Source organism: Lelliottia sp. EB106-05-01-XG201 (genome assembly GCF_058791735.1).
The window spans coordinates 1335540-1351786 of the sequence record NZ_JBYTDV010000001.1 but is presented as its reverse complement, the minus strand read 5'-3'; the positions used below and the strand labels follow the sequence as shown (position 1 = coordinate 1351786).

12 protein-coding genes are annotated in these 16247 nt (G+C 55.4%); 6 read left to right on the top strand and 6 right to left on the bottom strand.

The window, feature by feature from the left end:
* Window position 1: 1 nt before the first annotated feature.
* Window positions 2-1429: a leucyl aminopeptidase family protein gene (locus AC3WS9_RS06305; RefSeq protein WP_492487344.1), complete on the top strand. Its 1428-nt coding sequence runs from the start codon at window positions 2-4 to the stop codon at window positions 1427-1429.
* Between the two features lie 69 nt (window positions 1430-1498).
* On the opposite strand, the gene AC3WS9_RS06300 is transcribed toward AC3WS9_RS06305, so the two are convergent.
* The 4 genes from AC3WS9_RS06300 to AC3WS9_RS06285 all read right to left on the bottom strand — a co-directional run bounded on the left by AC3WS9_RS06300 (window position 1499) and on the right by AC3WS9_RS06285 (window position 5946).
* Window positions 1499-2200 carry a DnaA inactivator Hda gene (locus AC3WS9_RS06300; RefSeq protein ID WP_282495522.1) on the bottom strand — a complete coding sequence of 234 codons (702 nt, stop codon included), beginning with the start codon at window positions 2198-2200 and terminating at the stop codon, window positions 1499-1501.
* 96 nt (window positions 2201-2296) lie between these two features.
* Window positions 2297-3586: a uracil permease gene (gene uraA, locus AC3WS9_RS06295; RefSeq protein WP_095282874.1), complete on the bottom strand. Its 1290-nt coding sequence runs from the start codon at window positions 3584-3586 to the stop codon at window positions 2297-2299.
* An 87-nt stretch (window positions 3587-3673) separates the two neighbouring features.
* Window positions 3674-4300 (bottom strand): uracil phosphoribosyltransferase, encoded by a 627-nt coding sequence (upp, locus tag AC3WS9_RS06290; RefSeq protein WP_023308769.1) that lies wholly within the window; start codon window positions 4298-4300, stop codon window positions 3674-3676.
* A gap of 215 nt (window positions 4301-4515) precedes the next feature.
* Window positions 4516-5946 (bottom strand): 6-phospho-beta-glucosidase, encoded by a 1431-nt coding sequence (locus AC3WS9_RS06285; RefSeq protein WP_282495497.1) that lies wholly within the window; start codon window positions 5944-5946, stop codon window positions 4516-4518.
* Window positions 5947-6216: 270 nt separating this feature from the next.
* Here AC3WS9_RS06285 and purM point away from each other — a divergent pair, with 270 nt between their 5' ends.
* From purM to ppx, 4 genes are all read left to right on the top strand, one after another.
* Window positions 6217-7254: a phosphoribosylformylglycinamidine cyclo-ligase gene (gene purM, locus AC3WS9_RS06280; RefSeq protein WP_282495498.1), complete on the top strand. Its 1038-nt coding sequence runs from the start codon at window positions 6217-6219 to the stop codon at window positions 7252-7254.
* Window positions 7251-7892 (top strand): phosphoribosylglycinamide formyltransferase, encoded by a 642-nt coding sequence (gene purN, locus AC3WS9_RS06275; RefSeq protein WP_492487341.1) that lies wholly within the window; start codon window positions 7251-7253, stop codon window positions 7890-7892. Before purM ends, purN begins: the two co-directional genes overlap by 4 nt.
* Before the next feature lie 232 nt (window positions 7893-8124).
* Window positions 8125-10185 (top strand): polyphosphate kinase 1, encoded by a 2061-nt coding sequence (gene ppk1, locus AC3WS9_RS06270; RefSeq protein ID WP_282495500.1) that lies wholly within the window; start codon window positions 8125-8127, stop codon window positions 10183-10185.
* Window positions 10186-10188: 3 nt separating this feature from the next.
* On the top strand, window positions 10189-11730 hold the full coding sequence (ppx, locus tag AC3WS9_RS06265) for an exopolyphosphatase (RefSeq protein ID WP_282495501.1): 1542 nt from the start codon (window positions 10189-10191) through the stop codon (window positions 11728-11730).
* Window positions 11731-11740: 10 nt separating this feature from the next.
* Here the strand turns inward: ppx and AC3WS9_RS06260 are convergent, their stop codons facing one another.
* Complete coding sequence (locus tag AC3WS9_RS06260; RefSeq protein WP_492487339.1) at window positions 11741-13978, bottom strand: EAL domain-containing protein; 2238 nt, start codon at window positions 13976-13978, stop codon at window positions 11741-11743.
* Window positions 13979-14346: 368 nt separating this feature from the next.
* Between AC3WS9_RS06260 and AC3WS9_RS06255 the strand changes: the two genes are divergently transcribed.
* The gene (locus AC3WS9_RS06255; protein WP_282495503.1) at window positions 14347-14517 is read left to right on the top strand and encodes a YfgG family protein; all 171 of its coding nucleotides are present in this window, start codon (window positions 14347-14349) and stop codon (window positions 14515-14517) included.
* Window positions 14518-14649: 132 nt separating this feature from the next.
* On the opposite strand, the gene guaA is transcribed toward AC3WS9_RS06255, so the two are convergent.
* A complete protein-coding gene (gene guaA / locus AC3WS9_RS06250) occupies window positions 14650-16227 on the bottom strand; it encodes a glutamine-hydrolyzing GMP synthase (protein WP_285146928.1) in 1578 nt (525 codons plus the stop codon).
* Between the last annotated feature and the right edge of the window lie 20 nt (window positions 16228-16247).

The window sequence follows — 16247 nt, the reverse complement described above, 5'->3', positions numbered from 1 at the left end:
CATGATCACCTGTGAGCTGATTACCACTCTTGCAGCAGCAAAACCTGAGACACATCTGTTGGCGCGCCCGTCCTGCGCGCTGCTGCCGGATACCGCCCTGATTCGTGAAATGCGTGAACTCACAAGCGTGGCGGATACGCGCTTCGGCTGCGCGCCCTTCGCTCGCATCACCCTGCTGCCGGACGCCCTGTGGCAGGATGCGCAGACCGACGGATTAGTGAACGCCCTGCGTCCGCTGTTTGCCGCCCCCGTCAGCGAGAATGTGGTGATAGACGTCAGCGACATTCACGACACCGTGCTGGTTCAGGTGCTGCGTTTTCTGTTCAACCAGGCGCATAAACTCAGTGATTTGCAGCTGAAGAAAAAAGACGACTCTACACTTCGGATTCGTCAGGTCGCCGCGCTTTGTCTGCCTGAACAGCAAGAGCGTTTGGCGAAAATCATCCAGCAGCAGCAGGCCATCGCCAACGGAATGATCGCCGCGCGTCGTCTGGCGGATACCCCGTCCGATCGCTGCACGCCGCAATATGTGGTCGACGAAGCCCAAACGCTCTGTGCCGCCTTCCCTGCCTTGCGCTGCGAAGTGCTCGATGAAAAACAGATCGTGGAACAAGGTCTTGGTCTGCTGCATGCCGTGGGCAAAGGGGCCACCTGCCCGCCGCGCCTGCTGGCGATTCACTACGACGGCACAAATGACGGTCCGGTTCGATGTTACGTCGGCAAAGGGATCACTTTTGATACGGGCGGTCTATGGCTGAAAGAAGGCGCGGGCATGTACACCATGAAGTACGACATGTGCGGCGCGGCGAATGTGCTGGGGCTGATGCTCACGGTGGCTGAACTCAAACTCCCCGTGCGGATTATGGGCGTGCTGGCGCTGGCGGAAAACGCCATCGGCCCGGACGCCATGCAGCCGGGAACGGTGGCGCGCGCCTGTAACGGTCTGACGGTGGAGATCAACAATACGGACGCCGAAGGACGGCTGGTGCTGGCCGATGCCATCGCCTGGGCCAGCCAGCGGCATCCGCAGGCGCAGTACATCATTGATATGGCAACGTTAACTGGTGCGGTGGTGAAAGCGCTGGGCTATGAGCTGAGCGGATTGATGACGCAGAACGGTCTGTTGCGGGATCATCTGACCCAGGCAGGGATCAGAAGCGGGGACGAAGTGTGGTCCTTGCCGCTGGACGCGCGGCTGAAAAAGCAGACGGAGAGTACGATTGCCGATCTGTGCAATACCCCGACCAATAACGCGGCGATCAGCGCGTCAGCGGCGTGGCTGTTGCACCATTTTTGTCCGCCGACGATTCCGTGGGCGCACCTGGATATCAGCGGAACCGCGTTGTGGCGTGAAGGCGGGAGAAGCGTGGCGTCGGGACGGCCGATTCCGTTATTAGTCGAGCATTTGTTAGCGGATATCAAATCGTAGGCCCGTGCAAGCGGAGCGCCGCCGGGCAACAAAGCCGGGTGGCGGCTTCGCCTTACCCGGCCTACGGCTCTATAACTTCAGCGTCTCTTTCACAAACGGAATGGTCAGTTTGCGCTGGGCGGTGATGGACGCGTGGTCGAGCTGATCCAGCGTATCAAACAGCGTGCGCATCTCGCGATCCAGCCGTTTTAACAGAAAACGTCCCACGTCTTCCGGCAGCTCAAACCCGCGTAACCGCGAGCGCAACTGCAGCGCCTGGAGTTTGTCTTCATCGGAGAGCGGCTGCAGCTTGTAAATTTGTCCCCAGTCGAGACGAGACGCCAGATCCGGTAATCCGAGATTCAGCTGTCGCGGCGGGCGATCGCCGGTGATCAGTAACCGGGTTTTCCCCGACTCCAGAATCCGGTTGTAGAGGTTAAACATCGCCATTTCCCACAGCTCATCCCCGGCGATGCATTCGATATTGTCGATGCAGACCAGCGAAAGATGTTCCATGCCGTCGAGCACTTCCGGGACAAACCAGGTGCGCTTATCCAGCGGCACGTAGCCTACCGCGTCGCCGCGCTGGGAAAGCTCCGCGCAGGCGGCGTGCAGCAGATGGCTGCGTCCCGCGCCTTCGCGTGACCAGATATAAATGTATCCGCTGTGCTCCTGGCGTAACACGTTTTGCAGTGCAGCCAGTAAAGAGGGGTTATCGCCCGGCCAGAAACTCGCGAAAGTTTCGTCGTCAGGAAGATAAAGTGGCAGAGAGAGCTGTGCCGGTCCGTTCAGAAATACCTCGATTAAGGTCTCACATAAAATCGGGAGGGAGTTTATCACGGAACCCGCGATGAGAGAACCGGGCGGATCGTCCGCCCGGATTCAGGATCAATGTGATGCTTTTTCGCTCTCCTGAGCGTCCAGCACTTCTTCTTCCGGGCGAAGCACAGAGATCAGCTTGAAGATCAGGCTCAGGCCCACGCCAACGATAGTCGCCAGCGCCATCCCTTTCAGCTCTGCCGCACCGATGTGCACCTTCGCGCCGCTCACGCCGATGATCAGGATAACGGAGGTCAGGATCAGATTCTGCGTTTTGTTGTAATCCACTTTGGATTCAATCAGCACGCGAATACCGGACGCACCAATCACCCCGTACAGCAGCAGAGAGACACCGCCGATCACCGGAACCGGGATAATCTGGATCGCCGCCGCCAGTTTCCCGACGCAGGAGAGCAGAATCGCAAAGATCGCCGCTCCGCCGATTACCCAGGTACTGTAGACGCGGGTAATCGCCATCACGCCGATGTTCTCACCGTAGGTGGTGTTTGGCGTGGAGCCAAAGAAGCCGGAGATCATGGTCGACAGACCGTTGGCGAACATCGAACGGTGCAGGCCAGGGTCGCGGATCAGATCTTTTTTGACGATGTTCGCCGTCACCACCAGATGGCCGACGTGCTCGGCAATCACCACCAGCGCGGCAGGCAGAATGGTGAAGATCGCAAACCACTCAAAGCGTGGCGTGTAGAAGGTTGGCAGCGCGAACCAGTGCGCCTGGGCAATCGGGGAGGTATCCACCACGCCCATTGCGAAGGAGAGCGCGTAGCCCGCCAGCACCCCAATCAGAATCGGGATAATCGCCAGGAAACCGCGGAACAGCACCGAACCGAATACGGTTACGCCCAGAGTCACCAGCGAAATAATGATGGTTTTGGATTCCGGGGATTGTCCGTCCGCTGGCAGCAGACCGGCCATGTTCGCCGCCACACCCGCCAGCTCGAGACCAATGACGGCAACGATTGCGCCCATCGCCGCAGGCGGGAACATCACGTCCAGCCAGCCGGTCCCGGCTTTCTTCACAATGAAAGCCACCAGGCAGAACAGCGCGCCGCACATGATAAACCCGCCCAGCGCCACTTCGTAGCCTAGCGGCAGCAGCAGCAGGACCGGGGAGATAAACGCAAAGCTGGAGCCCAGATACGCCGGGATTTTGCCTTTACAGATGAAAAGATACAGCAGCGTGCCGACGCCGTTGAACAGCAGTACGGTGGCCGGGTTGATGTGAAACAGGATGGGCACCAGTACGGTTGCGCCAAACATGGCAAACAAGTGCTGCAAACTAAGCGGGATCGTCTGCAAAAGCGGCGGTCTTTCACTCACCCCGATAGTACGGCGCGTCATAGTGTTTTCCTCTAAGTATTGTGAGTTGTTTGTGTTTTATTCAAAAAAAAGCCGACTATCAAAGTCGGCTTCTTTATCGTTATTCGATTATTTCGTACCAAAAATCTTGTCGCCGGCATCGCCGAGCCCCGGGATGATGTACCCGTGCTCGTTCAGCCCCTGGTCGATAGAGGCGGTATACAGCTCAACGTCCGGGTGCGCTTTTTCCAGCGCCGCGATACCTTCCGGTGCCGCAACCAGTACCAGCACCTTGATGCTGTTACAGCCGGCATTTTTCAGCAGGTCGATGGTGGCGATCATGGAGCCGCCGGTGGCGAGCATTGGGTCAACGACCAGCGCCATACGCTCGTCGATGTTAGACACCAGCTTCTGGAAATACGGGACGGGTTCGAGAGTTTCTTCGTTACGGTAGATACCGACTACGCTGATACGCGCGCTCGGTACGTGCTCCAGCACGCCTTCCATCATGCCCAGACCTGCGCGCAGGATTGGCACCACGGTAATTTTCTTACCTTTGATCTGCTCAACCTGAACCGGGCCGTTCCAGCCTTCGATGGTCACTTTTTCAGTTTCCAGGTCAGACGTCGCTTCGTAAGTCAGTAAGCTTCCAACTTCAGAGGCCAGTTCGCGAAAACGCTTCGTGCTGATGTCATGCTCACGCATCAGGCCCAGCTTGTGTTTAACGAGTGGGTGTTTCACTTCCACAATCTTCATTCTCATTCTCCTCTGAGGTGGCTACCGCAAAAAAAATCGCCGGATTATACCGCTTTTTTCCGGGTTCGCCATACCCATCTTGCTTGATGCCGATCAAGCAAAGTGGATTAGGGAGCGATAGTGAGTATAAAACAGGAAAAAAAAGAAGGGAGTTTTGCCGGGTGGCGCTGCGCTTACCCGGCTTACAGGGGGGAGAGCGCAGCGCCGCCGGGCGATTACAGGTCTGCGCCGTTAGTGGCGATCACCTTCTGATACCAGTCGAAAGATTTTTTCTTGCTGCGGTTCAGGGTGCCGTTACCTTCGTTGTCTTTATCAACAAAAATAAAGCCGTAACGTTTTTTCATTTCGCCGGTTCCGGCAGAGACCAGATCGATACAACCCCACGGGGTGTAACCCATCAGATCCACGCCATCTTCGACGACCGCTTTTTTCATTTCGCGGATATGAGCGTCGAGATAATCGATGCGGTACTGGTCATTGACCGTACCGTCACTCTCCTGCACGTCGATCGCTCCGAAGCCGTTCTCAACGATAAACAGCGGCAGCTGGTAGTGATCCCAGAACCAGTTCAGGGAGTAGCGCAGGCCCACCGGGTCAATCTGCCAGCCCCAGTCGGATTTCTGCACGTACGGGTTGGAAACGAGGCTTTTGCTCTCGTCATAATCAAGCTGCGGATTATCCGGCGTGGCTTTGGTGGCGAAGGACATGTAATAGCTGAAGCCGATGTAATCGACACAGCCCTGCTTCAGAGCTGCAATGTCCTCGTCGGTAATATCCAGCTCGAAACCGCGGCGCTCAAAGTAGTTCAGCAGATGCTGCGGATATTTTCCGCGCACGTGCACGTCGGTGAACCAGTAGCGACGGTGCATGGCGTTCATTGCCATCATGATGTCGTTTGGCGCGCAGCTCAGCGGATAGATTGGGCACATGGCAATCATGCAGCCGATTTGCAGGGACGGATTGATTTCACGTCCGGCTTTCACCGCCAGGGCGCTGGCCACCAGCTCATAGTGCGCGGCCTGGAACATCACCGGCTCGCGATCTTCACCCTCTTCGTATTTCAGGCCGGAGTTGGTGAAGGGTGCGAAATCTTCGTGGAAGTTGGCCTGGTTGTTGATCTCGTTGAAGGTCATCCAGTACTTCACTTTGTGCTGATAACGCTTAAAGCAGACGCTGGCGAAACGCACGAACATGTCGATCAGCTTACGGTTGCGCCAGCCGCCGTATTCGGTCACCAGATGGAAAGGCATCTCAAAGTGCGACAGGGTAATCACCGGCTCGATGCCGTGTTTCAGGCATTCATCGAACAGGTCGTCGTAGAATTTCAGACCGGCTTCGTTAGGCTCCAGCTCGTCGCCTTTCGGGAAAATGCGCGTCCAGGCAATGGAGGTGCGGAAACATTTAAAGCCCAGTTCGGCGAAAAGTTTGATGTCTTCTTTGTAGCGATGGTAAAAATCGATGGCTTCGTGGTTCGGGTAGTTTTTGCCCTGGATGACGCCCTGGGTGATTTCACGCGGTACGCCGTGCGCCCCGACCGTCATCACGTCCGCGACGCTTATCCCCTTACCGCCCTCTTTCCAGCCACCTTCCAGCTGATGCGCCGCCACCGCGCCGCCCCACAGAAAACCTTCTTTAAATCCTGGCATGCCTTTTCCCTCATTCTGCGTTATTTTCTGCAAAAACAATTACAGAAACCGGTTTCAGTCAAATCATGTGCAATGGCTTAGCCTGTTGCAAGCAGATTGCCGAAACCGGTTTCATTTTCGTGAACGGTATCAAGTTTGTCCTCGCCCAATGCAAAAATGTGTAAATTTTCAGCGACTTTTTTTGACCGCAGAATAGGCTCGCAAACGTTTGCCTGGACTGTTAGAATTGCGCCGATTTTTCTTACTATGCTATGCGTGGGGACTTAAGCCGTGACCAACAAAACTTCTCTCAGCTATAAAGATGCCGGTGTTGATATTGACGCAGGTAATGCGCTGGTTGACCGAATCAAAGGTGTGGTCAAAAAGACTCGCCGCCCTGAAGTGATGGGTGGTCTGGGTGGATTTGGCGCGCTGTGCGCACTGCCGCAAAAATATCGTGAGCCTGTTCTGGTTTCTGGCACTGACGGCGTGGGCACGAAGCTGCGTCTGGCGATGGATCTCAAACGCCACGACACCATCGGGATCGACCTGGTGGCCATGTGTGTGAACGACCTCGTGGTGCAGGGTGCTGAACCCCTCTTCTTCCTCGACTACTATGCGACCGGCAAACTGGACGTGGATACGGCCTCCAGCGTGATTACCGGTATCGCCGAAGGCTGTCTGCAGTCTGGCTGTGCGCTGGTCGGCGGCGAAACCGCAGAGATGCCGGGCATGTACCACGGTGAAGATTACGACGTCGCGGGCTTCTGCGTCGGCGTGGTAGAAAAATCAGAAATTATCGACGGCAGCAAAGTGGCCGATGGCGATGTCCTGATTGCCCTTGGCTCAAGCGGCCCACACTCGAACGGTTACTCCCTGGTGCGTAAGATCCTCGAAGTGAGCGGCTGCGACCCGGAAACCACCGAGCTCGAAGGCAAACCGCTGGCCGATCACCTGCTGGCACCGACCCGTATCTACGTGAAAAACATTCTTGAGCTGATCGAGAACGTTGACGTTCACGCCATTGCGCACCTGACCGGCGGCGGCTTCTGGGAAAATATCCCGCGCGTGCTGCCTGACAATACGCAGGCGGTGATCGACGAGTCCTCCTGGCAGTGGCCAGCCGTGTTCAACTGGCTGCAAACCGCGGGCAACGTCAGCCAGCACGAAATGTATCGCACCTTCAACTGCGGCGTCGGCATGCTGATTGCCCTGCCTGCCAGCGAAGCGGATAAAGCCGTTGAACTGATGAAGGCGAAAGGTGAAAACGCGTGGAAAATCGGTATCATCAAAGCTTCTGATTCCGAACAGCGCGTGGTCATTGAATGAAAAATATTGTGGTGCTCATTTCCGGTAACGGAAGCAATTTGCAGGCAATCATCGACGCCTGCAAACAGAAACAGATCAATGGCACCATTCGCGCAGTATTCAGCAACAAGGCCGATGCGTTCGGCCTTGAGCGTGCGCGGGATGCCCATATCCCGGCGCACGCGCTGGAAGCCTCACAGTTTGCCAGTCGTGAAGCCTTTGACCGGGAACTGGTGCATGAGATCGACGCCTATGCGCCGGATGTCGTGGTGCTGGCCGGGTATATGCGCATCTTAAGCCCGGTGTTTGTCTCTCACTATTCCGGCCGCCTGCTGAACATCCACCCTTCTCTTCTGCCGAAATATCCGGGCCTGCACACCCACCGTCAGGTGCTGGAAAATGGCGATGAGGAGCATGGTACCTCCGTGCATTTCGTCACCGACGAGCTGGACGGCGGGCCGGTGATTTTGCAGGCCAAAATTCCGGTGTTTGATGGCGACGACGAAGACGACATCACCGAGCGCGTCCAGACGCAGGAGCACGCCATTTATCCGTTAGTGGTGAGCTGGTTTGTCGACGGGCGTCTTGAGATGCGTGATAACGCCGCCTGGCTGGATGGCGTGAAGCTGCCCGCGCAGGGACATGCGGCGGACGAGTAGTCTGTTTTGCCCGGCGGCGCTGCGCTTGCACGGGCCTATGGTTTTTGTAGGTCGGGTAAGCGCAGCGCCACCCGACGCGCCTTTATCCCCCACCAACTCCCTAAATTCCCCCAGAAAAAAAATTAACTGTCATACTTTTCTGGCACAGTTGGACATCTCGTGTCAAAGCTCGCCATAATAGAATCGAGACGGATTTGCTGCGTCCCGTGATTGAAACGGAGTGTAAGTTGTAATGGGTCAGGAAAAGTTATACATCGAGAAAGAGCTAAGCTGGTTGGCGTTCAACGAACGTGTGCTTCAGGAAGCGGCTGATAAAAGCAATCCGCTGATTGAGCGTATGCGTTTTCTGGGTATTTATTCCAATAACCTGGATGAATTCTACAAGGTCCGTTTTGCCGAACTGAAACGGCGGATCATCATCAGCGAAGAGCAAGGTCTGAACTCCCATTCACGCCATCTGCTGGGAAAAATCCAGGCGCGCGTCCTGAAAGCGGACCAGGAATTTGACGGTCTGTATAACGAGCTGCTGCTCGAGATGGCACGCAACCAAATCTTCCTGATTAATGAACGTCAACTTTCCGCCAATCAACAAACCTGGCTGCGCCACTACTTCAAACACTATCTGCGCCAGCACATCACCCCTATTCTTATCAATCGCGAAACGGATCTGGTGCAGTTCCTGAAAGATGACTACACCTATCTGGCGGTTGAGATTATTCGCGGCGACTCCATTCGCTACGCGCTGCTGGAGATCCCGTCAGACAAAGTCCCGCGCTTTGTGAACCTGCCGCCGGAAACGCCGCGCCGCCGCAAGCCGATGATCCTGCTGGATAACATCCTGCGCTACTGCCTCGACGACATTTTCAAAGGCTTCTTCGATTACGACGCGCTGAACGCCTATTCCATGAAAATGACCCGTGACGCCGAGTACGACCTGGTGCACGAGATGGAAGCCAGCCTGATGGAGCTGATGTCCTCCAGCCTGAAACAGCGTCTGACCGCCGAACCGGTGCGCTTTGTGTATCAGCGCGACATGCCGGATGCGATGGTCGAAATGCTGCGTGACAAGCTGACCATCTCCCGCTACGACTCCATCGTGCCGGGCGGGCGTTACCACAACTTTAAAGACTTTATTGGCTTCCCGAACGTCGGCAAAGCCAATCTGGTCAACAAACCGCTGCCGCGCCTGCGCCATATCTGGTTCGATAAATTCCGTAACGGATTCGACGCCATCCGCGAGCGCGACGTACTGCTTTACTATCCGTACCACACTTTTGAGCACGTGCTGGAACTGCTGCGGCAGGCGTCGTTCGACCCGAACGTGCTGGCGATCAAAATCAACATCTACCGCGTGGCAAAAGACTCGCGCATTATTGATGCAATGATCCACGCCGCGCACAACGGTAAAAAAGTGACGGTGGTGGTTGAGCTGCAGGCGCGTTTCGACGAAGAGGCAAACATCCACTGGGCGCGTCGTCTGACGGAAGCCGGTGTACACGTCATCTTCTCCGCACCTGGCCTGAAAATTCACGCCAAGCTGTTCCTGATTTCCCGAAAAGAAGGCGACGACGTGGTGCGCTACGCCCACATCGGGACCGGTAACTTTAACGAGAAAACCGCGCGACTCTATACGGACTACTCGCTGCTGACCGCCGACGCGCGCATCACCAACGAAGTGCGTCGGGTGTTTAACTTCATCGAAAACCCGTACCGCCCGGTGAGCTTCGACTATCTGCTGGTCTCCCCGCAGAACTCGCGCCGCCTGCTGTACGCGATGATCGACAAAGAGATCGCCGCTGCGCAAAAAGGTGAGCCATCGGGTATCACGCTCAAACTGAATAACCTGGTCGACAAAGGTCTGGTGGATCGCCTGTATGCGGCCTCCAGCACCGGTGTACCGGTGAATTTACTGATCCGCGGCATGTGCTCGTTGATTCCAGAACTGGAAGGCATCAGCGACAATATTCGCGTGACCAGCATCGTGGACCGTTATCTGGAACACGACAGGATCTATATTTTTGAAAATGGTGGCGATAAACAGGTCTATCTCTCTTCCGCGGACTGGATGACGCGTAATATTGATTACCGAATTGAAGTCGCCACCCCGCTGCTGGACCCGCGTCTCAAGCAGCAAATCCTCGATATTATTGAGCTGCAACTCAGCGACACAGTGAAGGCTCGCTATATCGACAAAGAACTGAGTAACCGCTACGTGCAGCGCGGCAACCGCCGTAAAGTGCGCTCACAGCTGGCGATTTACGACTATATCAAATCACTCGAGCAACCTGATTAACCTATGCCGATAAATGATAAGACGCCACGCCCGCAGGAGTTTGCTGCGGTCGATTTAGGTTCTAACAGCTTCCATATGGTCATCGCCCGCGAGGTGGATGGAGCCATGCAGATCATCGGGCGCCTCAAGCAGCGCGTTCATCTCGCCGATGGTCTTGACGACAAAAATATGCTCAGCGAAGAGGCGATGGAGCGCGGCTTAGCCTGCCTGTCGCTGTTCGCCGAACGCTTGCAGGGTTTTTCAGCGTCGAGCGTTTGCATCGTTGGAACGCACACCCTGCGCCAGGCGCTGAACGCGCCGGAGTTTCTCAAACGCGCGGAAAAAGTGATCCCCTACCCGATTGAAATCATCTCGGGTAACGAAGAAGCGCGTCTAATTTTCATGGGTGTGGAACACACTCAGCCGGAAAAAGGCCGCAAGCTGGTGATCGACATCGGCGGTGGTTCCACTGAGCTGGTCATCGGCGAAGACTTCGAGCCTAAGCTGGTCGAGAGCCGCCGTATGGGCTGCGTCAGCTTTGCGCAGATGTATTTCCCTGGCGGCACCATAAACCGGGAAAACTTCCAGCGCGCGAAAATGGCGGCGGTACAAAAGCTGGAATCCCTCGCCTGGCAGTATCGCATTCAGGGTTGGAACGTTGCCCTCGGAGCGTCTGGCAGCATCAAGGCAGCGCATGAAGTGCTGCTGGCGATGGGCGAAAAAGACGGGATTATCACCCCGGAGCGCCTGGAGTTACTGCGCGAAGAGGTGCTGAAACATAAAAGCTTTGATGCTCTGAGCCTGCCGGGCTTGTCCGACGAGCGTAAAGCGGTGTTTGTGCCAGGCCTGGCGATCCTGTGCGGCGTCTTCGATGCGCTGGCAATCCGCGAGCTGCGCCTGTCCGACGGTGCATTGCGCGAAGGCGTGCTGTACGAAATGGAAGGCCGTTTCCGTCATCAGGATATCCGCAGCCGTACCGCGCAAAGCCTGGCGAATCAGTACAACATCGACCGTGAACAGGCGAAGCGTGTTCTGGAAACCACCACGCATATTTACGAGCAGTGGGAAGCACAGAATCCGAAGCTGGCGCACCCGCAGCTGGCTGCTCTGCTGAAATGGGCAACGATGCTGCATGAAGTGGGCCTGAATATTAACCACAGCGGCATGCACCGCCACTCCGCCTATATTCTGCAAAACAGCGATCTGCCGGGCTTCAACCAGGAGCAGCAGACGATGATGGCGACCCTCGTGCGTTATCACCGTAAAGCGATTAAACTGGACGATTTGCCGCGCTTCACGCTGTTCAAGAAAAAACAGTTCCTGCCGCTGATCCAGCTGCTGCGCTTAGGCGTACTGCTGAATAACCAGCGTCAGGCCACCACCACACCGCCGACGCTAATTCTGAAAACCGACGACCATCACTGGACGCTCAGTTTCCCGCACGACTGGTTTAGCCAGAATGCGCTGGTACTGCTGGATCTCGAAAAAGAGCAGCAGTACTGGGAAGGTGTGACCGGCTGGTTGCTGAAAATTGAAGAAGAGCAGTCGCCGGACGTCGCGGCGTAATGCTCTGTTCTCAGGCGTCGGATGGCGCCTGAGAATCAATCAGTGTTTCAAGCGCCTCAGGTTTTCCAATCAAATACCCCTGCAGATAATCGATCCCCAGCGCATTCACCGCGCTGCGAATCGCTTCGCTTTCCACATACTCAGCCACCACCAGCATGTTCTTCATGCGTGCAAGATGGCACATCGACGCCACAATCTGGTAATCCAGGCTGTTGTCAGCGATGTTGCGAATAAAGCTGCCATCAATTTTTAGCATATCGGCATCGATGCTTTTCAGGCGCGCATAACTCGCGTATCCGGTGCCAAAATCATCAATGGCAACCCGGCAACCCATCTTCTGCAGCTGTTTAACGGTCTGCCTGGCGAGATCGGCATTACCAAACCCGCTGCTTTCGGTGATCTCAAAGATCATCTGCCAGGCTTCAATACCGTACTTTTTCAGTAGCCGGTGAACGTCGAGCGGGAACTGTGACCGGCAGATGGTTGAGGACGACAGATTTACGGCAAAACGTTGCCCTGGCAATCTGTCACGGTGCTCGGCCATAAATTGCAGCGTACGTTCCAGCACCCATAAATCGACGCGCGACGACAAACCAAACTCCAGCGCCACAGGCAGGAATTTATCTGGCGAGAGCAGCGCGCCGTTCTCCCCTGGCATGCGTATCAAAATTTCGTGGTAATGATCGCCGCGGGTCCCCTGCACCCGTTGCGCCATTAATCTGAATTCATCTTGCTCAAGCGCCCATTGCAGGCGGTTCATGATCGCAACTTTGTCTTTCAGCGTGCGCTGCAGATGCATGGCGCCGCGCTGCTGAAGATTCTCAGGATGGTTAGTGGATAGCGATAAATCGGCAATGATGCTCAGCTCACCCAGCAGCAAATAGAGATGGTTCACCGGGGAGCGCACGCAGCAATAGCTCATGCCCACCTGCGGCTGCAGCGGCATTCCGTCCCAGATGAAACGAAACTCTTTAATCTTCTTGTCGAGCTCTTCAATGCGCAGCGCGTGAGATTCAGTGTTCAGCCGAATCGCCAGGTCGCAGCCCGAAAGCTGGTAGACACACTCGTTCGGCTGAAGCGAACTTTTGAGCCACTCGGCCAGTTTTTGCTTGTACTGGATGCGCAGCAGCACGCCATAGTTACGGCCCAGCACTTCGAGCTCCGGAATCCGCAGCATACAGAGCGCTGACCAGGGCGATTTCGTCAGTGCCCGCGTCATTGCGCGCAGGTTCGGCATATGAACCACCGGGTCGAGAAACGCCAGACGTCTTGCGTGAAGGGTGATCACACGCTGACGCGTGGCCAGCATCGACATGTAAATCACTACAAAAGAGAACACCAGATAGCTGGACGAGGTGATCGCCAGCTGGATGTCGTAACCCTGGCCCAACGGGATATAGCGGTAAAAATAGTGAATGGCGACCATCAGCACTGGCGTCCAGATAAGAGACATCAGCTTATAGCCAAACCGCATCGCGCCCCACAGCATCAGCGGCATCAGCAACGACAACGTATAGTTGGTGCTGAAAATGGTACTGGTATCGCTCAAGGGGATCAAAAGGAGAGAGAGCAAACCGCCCAGCGCCGCGAGCCAGAGGATAAATTCCGTTACGGTCACTTTCTTGTCGATCTGCGTTCGGATCTGTGACATCAGCGCCCTTAAATAGCGCGGATGGCGGATGATCCGGATCAGCAGATAGCTCAGCGGCACGCCCGTCAGCCCACCCACCAGCAGCCCCTGAAAATTCACCAGAGTGCGTATGGTCAGCGGGTTCAGCCCCGCCATACTCTGGCGAGTCTCGTAGATCCCAAGATAGACCGCAAACTGGAACAGCACCAAAAACAGCGCCGACGGGCACAATACCTGCCAGAAAAGTCGCAGCGCCATGAGCTTTGCATCGCCGTAGGCCACCATATTTCGCGGAGGAGAAAACACGCGATATCCGCCCCAGCTGAGCGTCAGGGGAACGATAAAATGACAGATAACCGCCGCCGTTTCAAAAATACCGCTCGTGGAGTGATAGCGAAGAAATAGCGCCAGGATGATGCCCGGAAGGGCCGACAGGCCGAAAAACAGTAATAGGGTGAGCAGGAATGCCAGCGGCATGTAATAGAGGGCAATGATCCCGCCATTTAAATGAGTATAGGTGCTGGCAAAACTAAATATGGGCAGAAAAATGACAGGCAAAATAAGGGGGAGCGCCCACCACCGGTCTTTGTGCTGCTTCAGGAATAATAGAGTGTTCATAGACGCCTGGTTGAGACCGTTTGATCCTGAGGGTAGTTGCAGACAGGCATCTAACCTGACGAGCTGACGCACACCGCTTTCATAGAGAGAACATCGTGGAGGGAGGATTTTAGTGATCAATGCCGGGTAAGAATTGATTCAAATCAATACCAGTGCATTAAAAGATCAAATATTACAATTTTTCCTTGAGGTTTTCCGTTTTCTATCAATGCGGTAAATAATTGCATCGCTATCGATAACATCAACTAATTATTACATTGACGATTTTTTACACAATTCGTAATTGACCCTTGACGCCCACTGTGACTTAATAGTCCCATCGCCCAAAAGGGTATGCCCAGGAAAATACAGTGAGTCAGGCAACGCGTATGCACAAACGACATCGATTTAACACTCGAATGACCCGCATTATCTTGCTTATCAGCTTCCTGTTTTTCTTTGGCCGCTTCGTCTATTCCTCCATCGGTGCCTGGTACCATCATCAGGACAAAATTCAGTCTCAGCAGGTGAGTCAGCCGCTGGATGCTGCAATCCGATAGCCCACTCGCGCAACGTCGGGTATTCCCCCTAATTTATACCGTCATCCATACCGTCAAAAATGGGTGAATAATTAATTTAGGCATAAAAAAACCTCTGAATAATCAGAGGTTTTTTTGATCACAGAGGGAAACTTATTCCCACTCAATCGTCGCCGGTGGCTTACCGCTGATGTCATAAACGACACGGGAAATCCCGTTCACTTCGTTGATGATGCGGTTGGATACGCGGCCCAGGAAGTCGTACGGCAGGTGCGCCCAGTGTGCGGTCATGAAGTCGATGGTTTCGACGGCACGCAGGGAGACAACCCAGTCGTACTTACGGCCATCGCCCATCACGCCAACGGAACGGACTGGCAGGAACACGGTGAACGCCTGGCTCACTTTGTTGTACAGGTCGGCTTTGTGCAGCTCTTCGATGAAAATAGCATCCGCACGACGCAGCAGGTCGCAGTACTCTTTCTTCACTTCGCCCAGCACGCGCACACCCAGACCTGGACCCGGGAACGGGTGACGGTACAGCATGTCGTACGGCAGACCCAGTTCCAGACCGATCTTACGCACTTCGTCTTTGAACAGCTCACGCAGTGGTTCAACCAGACCCATCTTCATCTCTTTCGGCAGGCCGCCCACGTTGTGGTGAGATTTGATGACGTGCGCTTTACCGGTTGCGGAAGCTGCAGATTCGATCACGTCAGGGTAGATGGTGCCTTGCGCCAGCCATTTTACGTCTTCCAGACGCAGCGCCTGTTCGTCGAACACTTCAACAAACACGCGACCGATGATTTTACGTTTGGCTTCCGGATCGTTCTCACCTGCTAATGCGGACAGGAAACGCTCTTCGCCTTCAACGTGAACGATGTTCAGACCGAAGTGGTCGCCGAACATGTCCATCACCTGCTGAGCTTCGTTCAGACGCAGCAGACCGTTATCCACGAAGACGCAGGTCAGGTTTTTGCCGATCGCGCGGTGCAGCAGCATCGCGGTGACGGAGGAGTCCACGCCGCCGGACAAGCCGAGGATCACTTTATCGTCGCCAACCTGTTTGCGGATACGCTCAACGGCATCGTCGATGATTTTTGCTGGCGTCCACAGGGCTTCACACTGGCAAATATCGCGAACAAAGCGGTCCAGCATGCGCATACCCTGACGGGTGTGGGTCACTTCCGGGTGGAACTGCACGCCGTAGAAGCGTTTTTCTTCGTTCGCCATGATGGCAAACGGGCAGCTTTCGGTGCTTGCAACGGTCACGAAGTCGGACGGGATCGCGGTTACTTTGTCGCCGTGGCTCATCCATACGTCCAGCAGCGGTTTGCCTTCTGGGGTCAGGGAATCTTCGATGCCGCGAACCAGGGCGCTGTCGGTCAACACTTCGACCTGCGCGTAGCCAAATTCACGCTCGTTAGAGGACTCTACATGGCCGCCCAGCTGCATCGCCATGGTCTGCATGCCGTAGCACACGCCGAAGACCGGAACGCCAGCTTCAAACACGTATTGCGGTGCGCGCGGGCTGTTGTGTTCGGTGGTGCTTTCCGGGCCGCCGGAAAGGATGATGCCGCTTGGGTTGAACTCACGGATTTGTGCTTCCGTCACATCCCACGCCCACAGCTCACAGTAAACGCCGAGTTCGCGCACGCGACGTGCCACCAGCTGTGTGTACTGAGAGCCGAAATCCAGGATAAGAATGCGATGTTTATGAATGTTTTCCATTATTGACGCTAATTCCGAGGCAA

Bases quoted from the DNA above. Each gene is read 5' to 3' on its own strand.
- uraA (WP_095282874.1), bottom strand. From the start codon at position 3,586: ATGACGCGCCGTACTATCGGGGTGAGTGAAAGACCGCCGCTTTTGCAG.
- ppx (WP_282495501.1), top strand. From the start codon at position 10,189: ATGCCGATAAATGATAAGACGCCACGCCCGCAGGAGTTTGCTGCGGTC.
- AC3WS9_RS06285 (WP_282495497.1), bottom strand. From the start codon at position 5,946: ATGCCAGGATTTAAAGAAGGTTTTCTGTGGGGCGGCGCGGTGGCGGCG.
- purN (WP_492487341.1), top strand. From the start codon at position 7,251: ATGAAAAATATTGTGGTGCTCATTTCCGGTAACGGAAGCAATTTGCAG.
- AC3WS9_RS06255 (WP_282495503.1), top strand. From the start codon at position 14,347: ATGCACAAACGACATCGATTTAACACTCGAATGACCCGCATTATCTTG.
- ppk1 (WP_282495500.1), top strand. From the start codon at position 8,125: ATGGGTCAGGAAAAGTTATACATCGAGAAAGAGCTAAGCTGGTTGGCG.
- upp (WP_023308769.1), bottom strand. From the start codon at position 4,300: ATGAAGATTGTGGAAGTGAAACACCCACTCGTTAAACACAAGCTGGGC.
- AC3WS9_RS06305 (WP_492487344.1), top strand. From the start codon at position 2: ATGATCACCTGTGAGCTGATTACCACTCTTGCAGCAGCAAAACCTGAG.
- AC3WS9_RS06260 (WP_492487339.1), bottom strand. From the start codon at position 13,978: ATGAACACTCTATTATTCCTGAAGCAGCACAAAGACCGGTGGTGGGCG.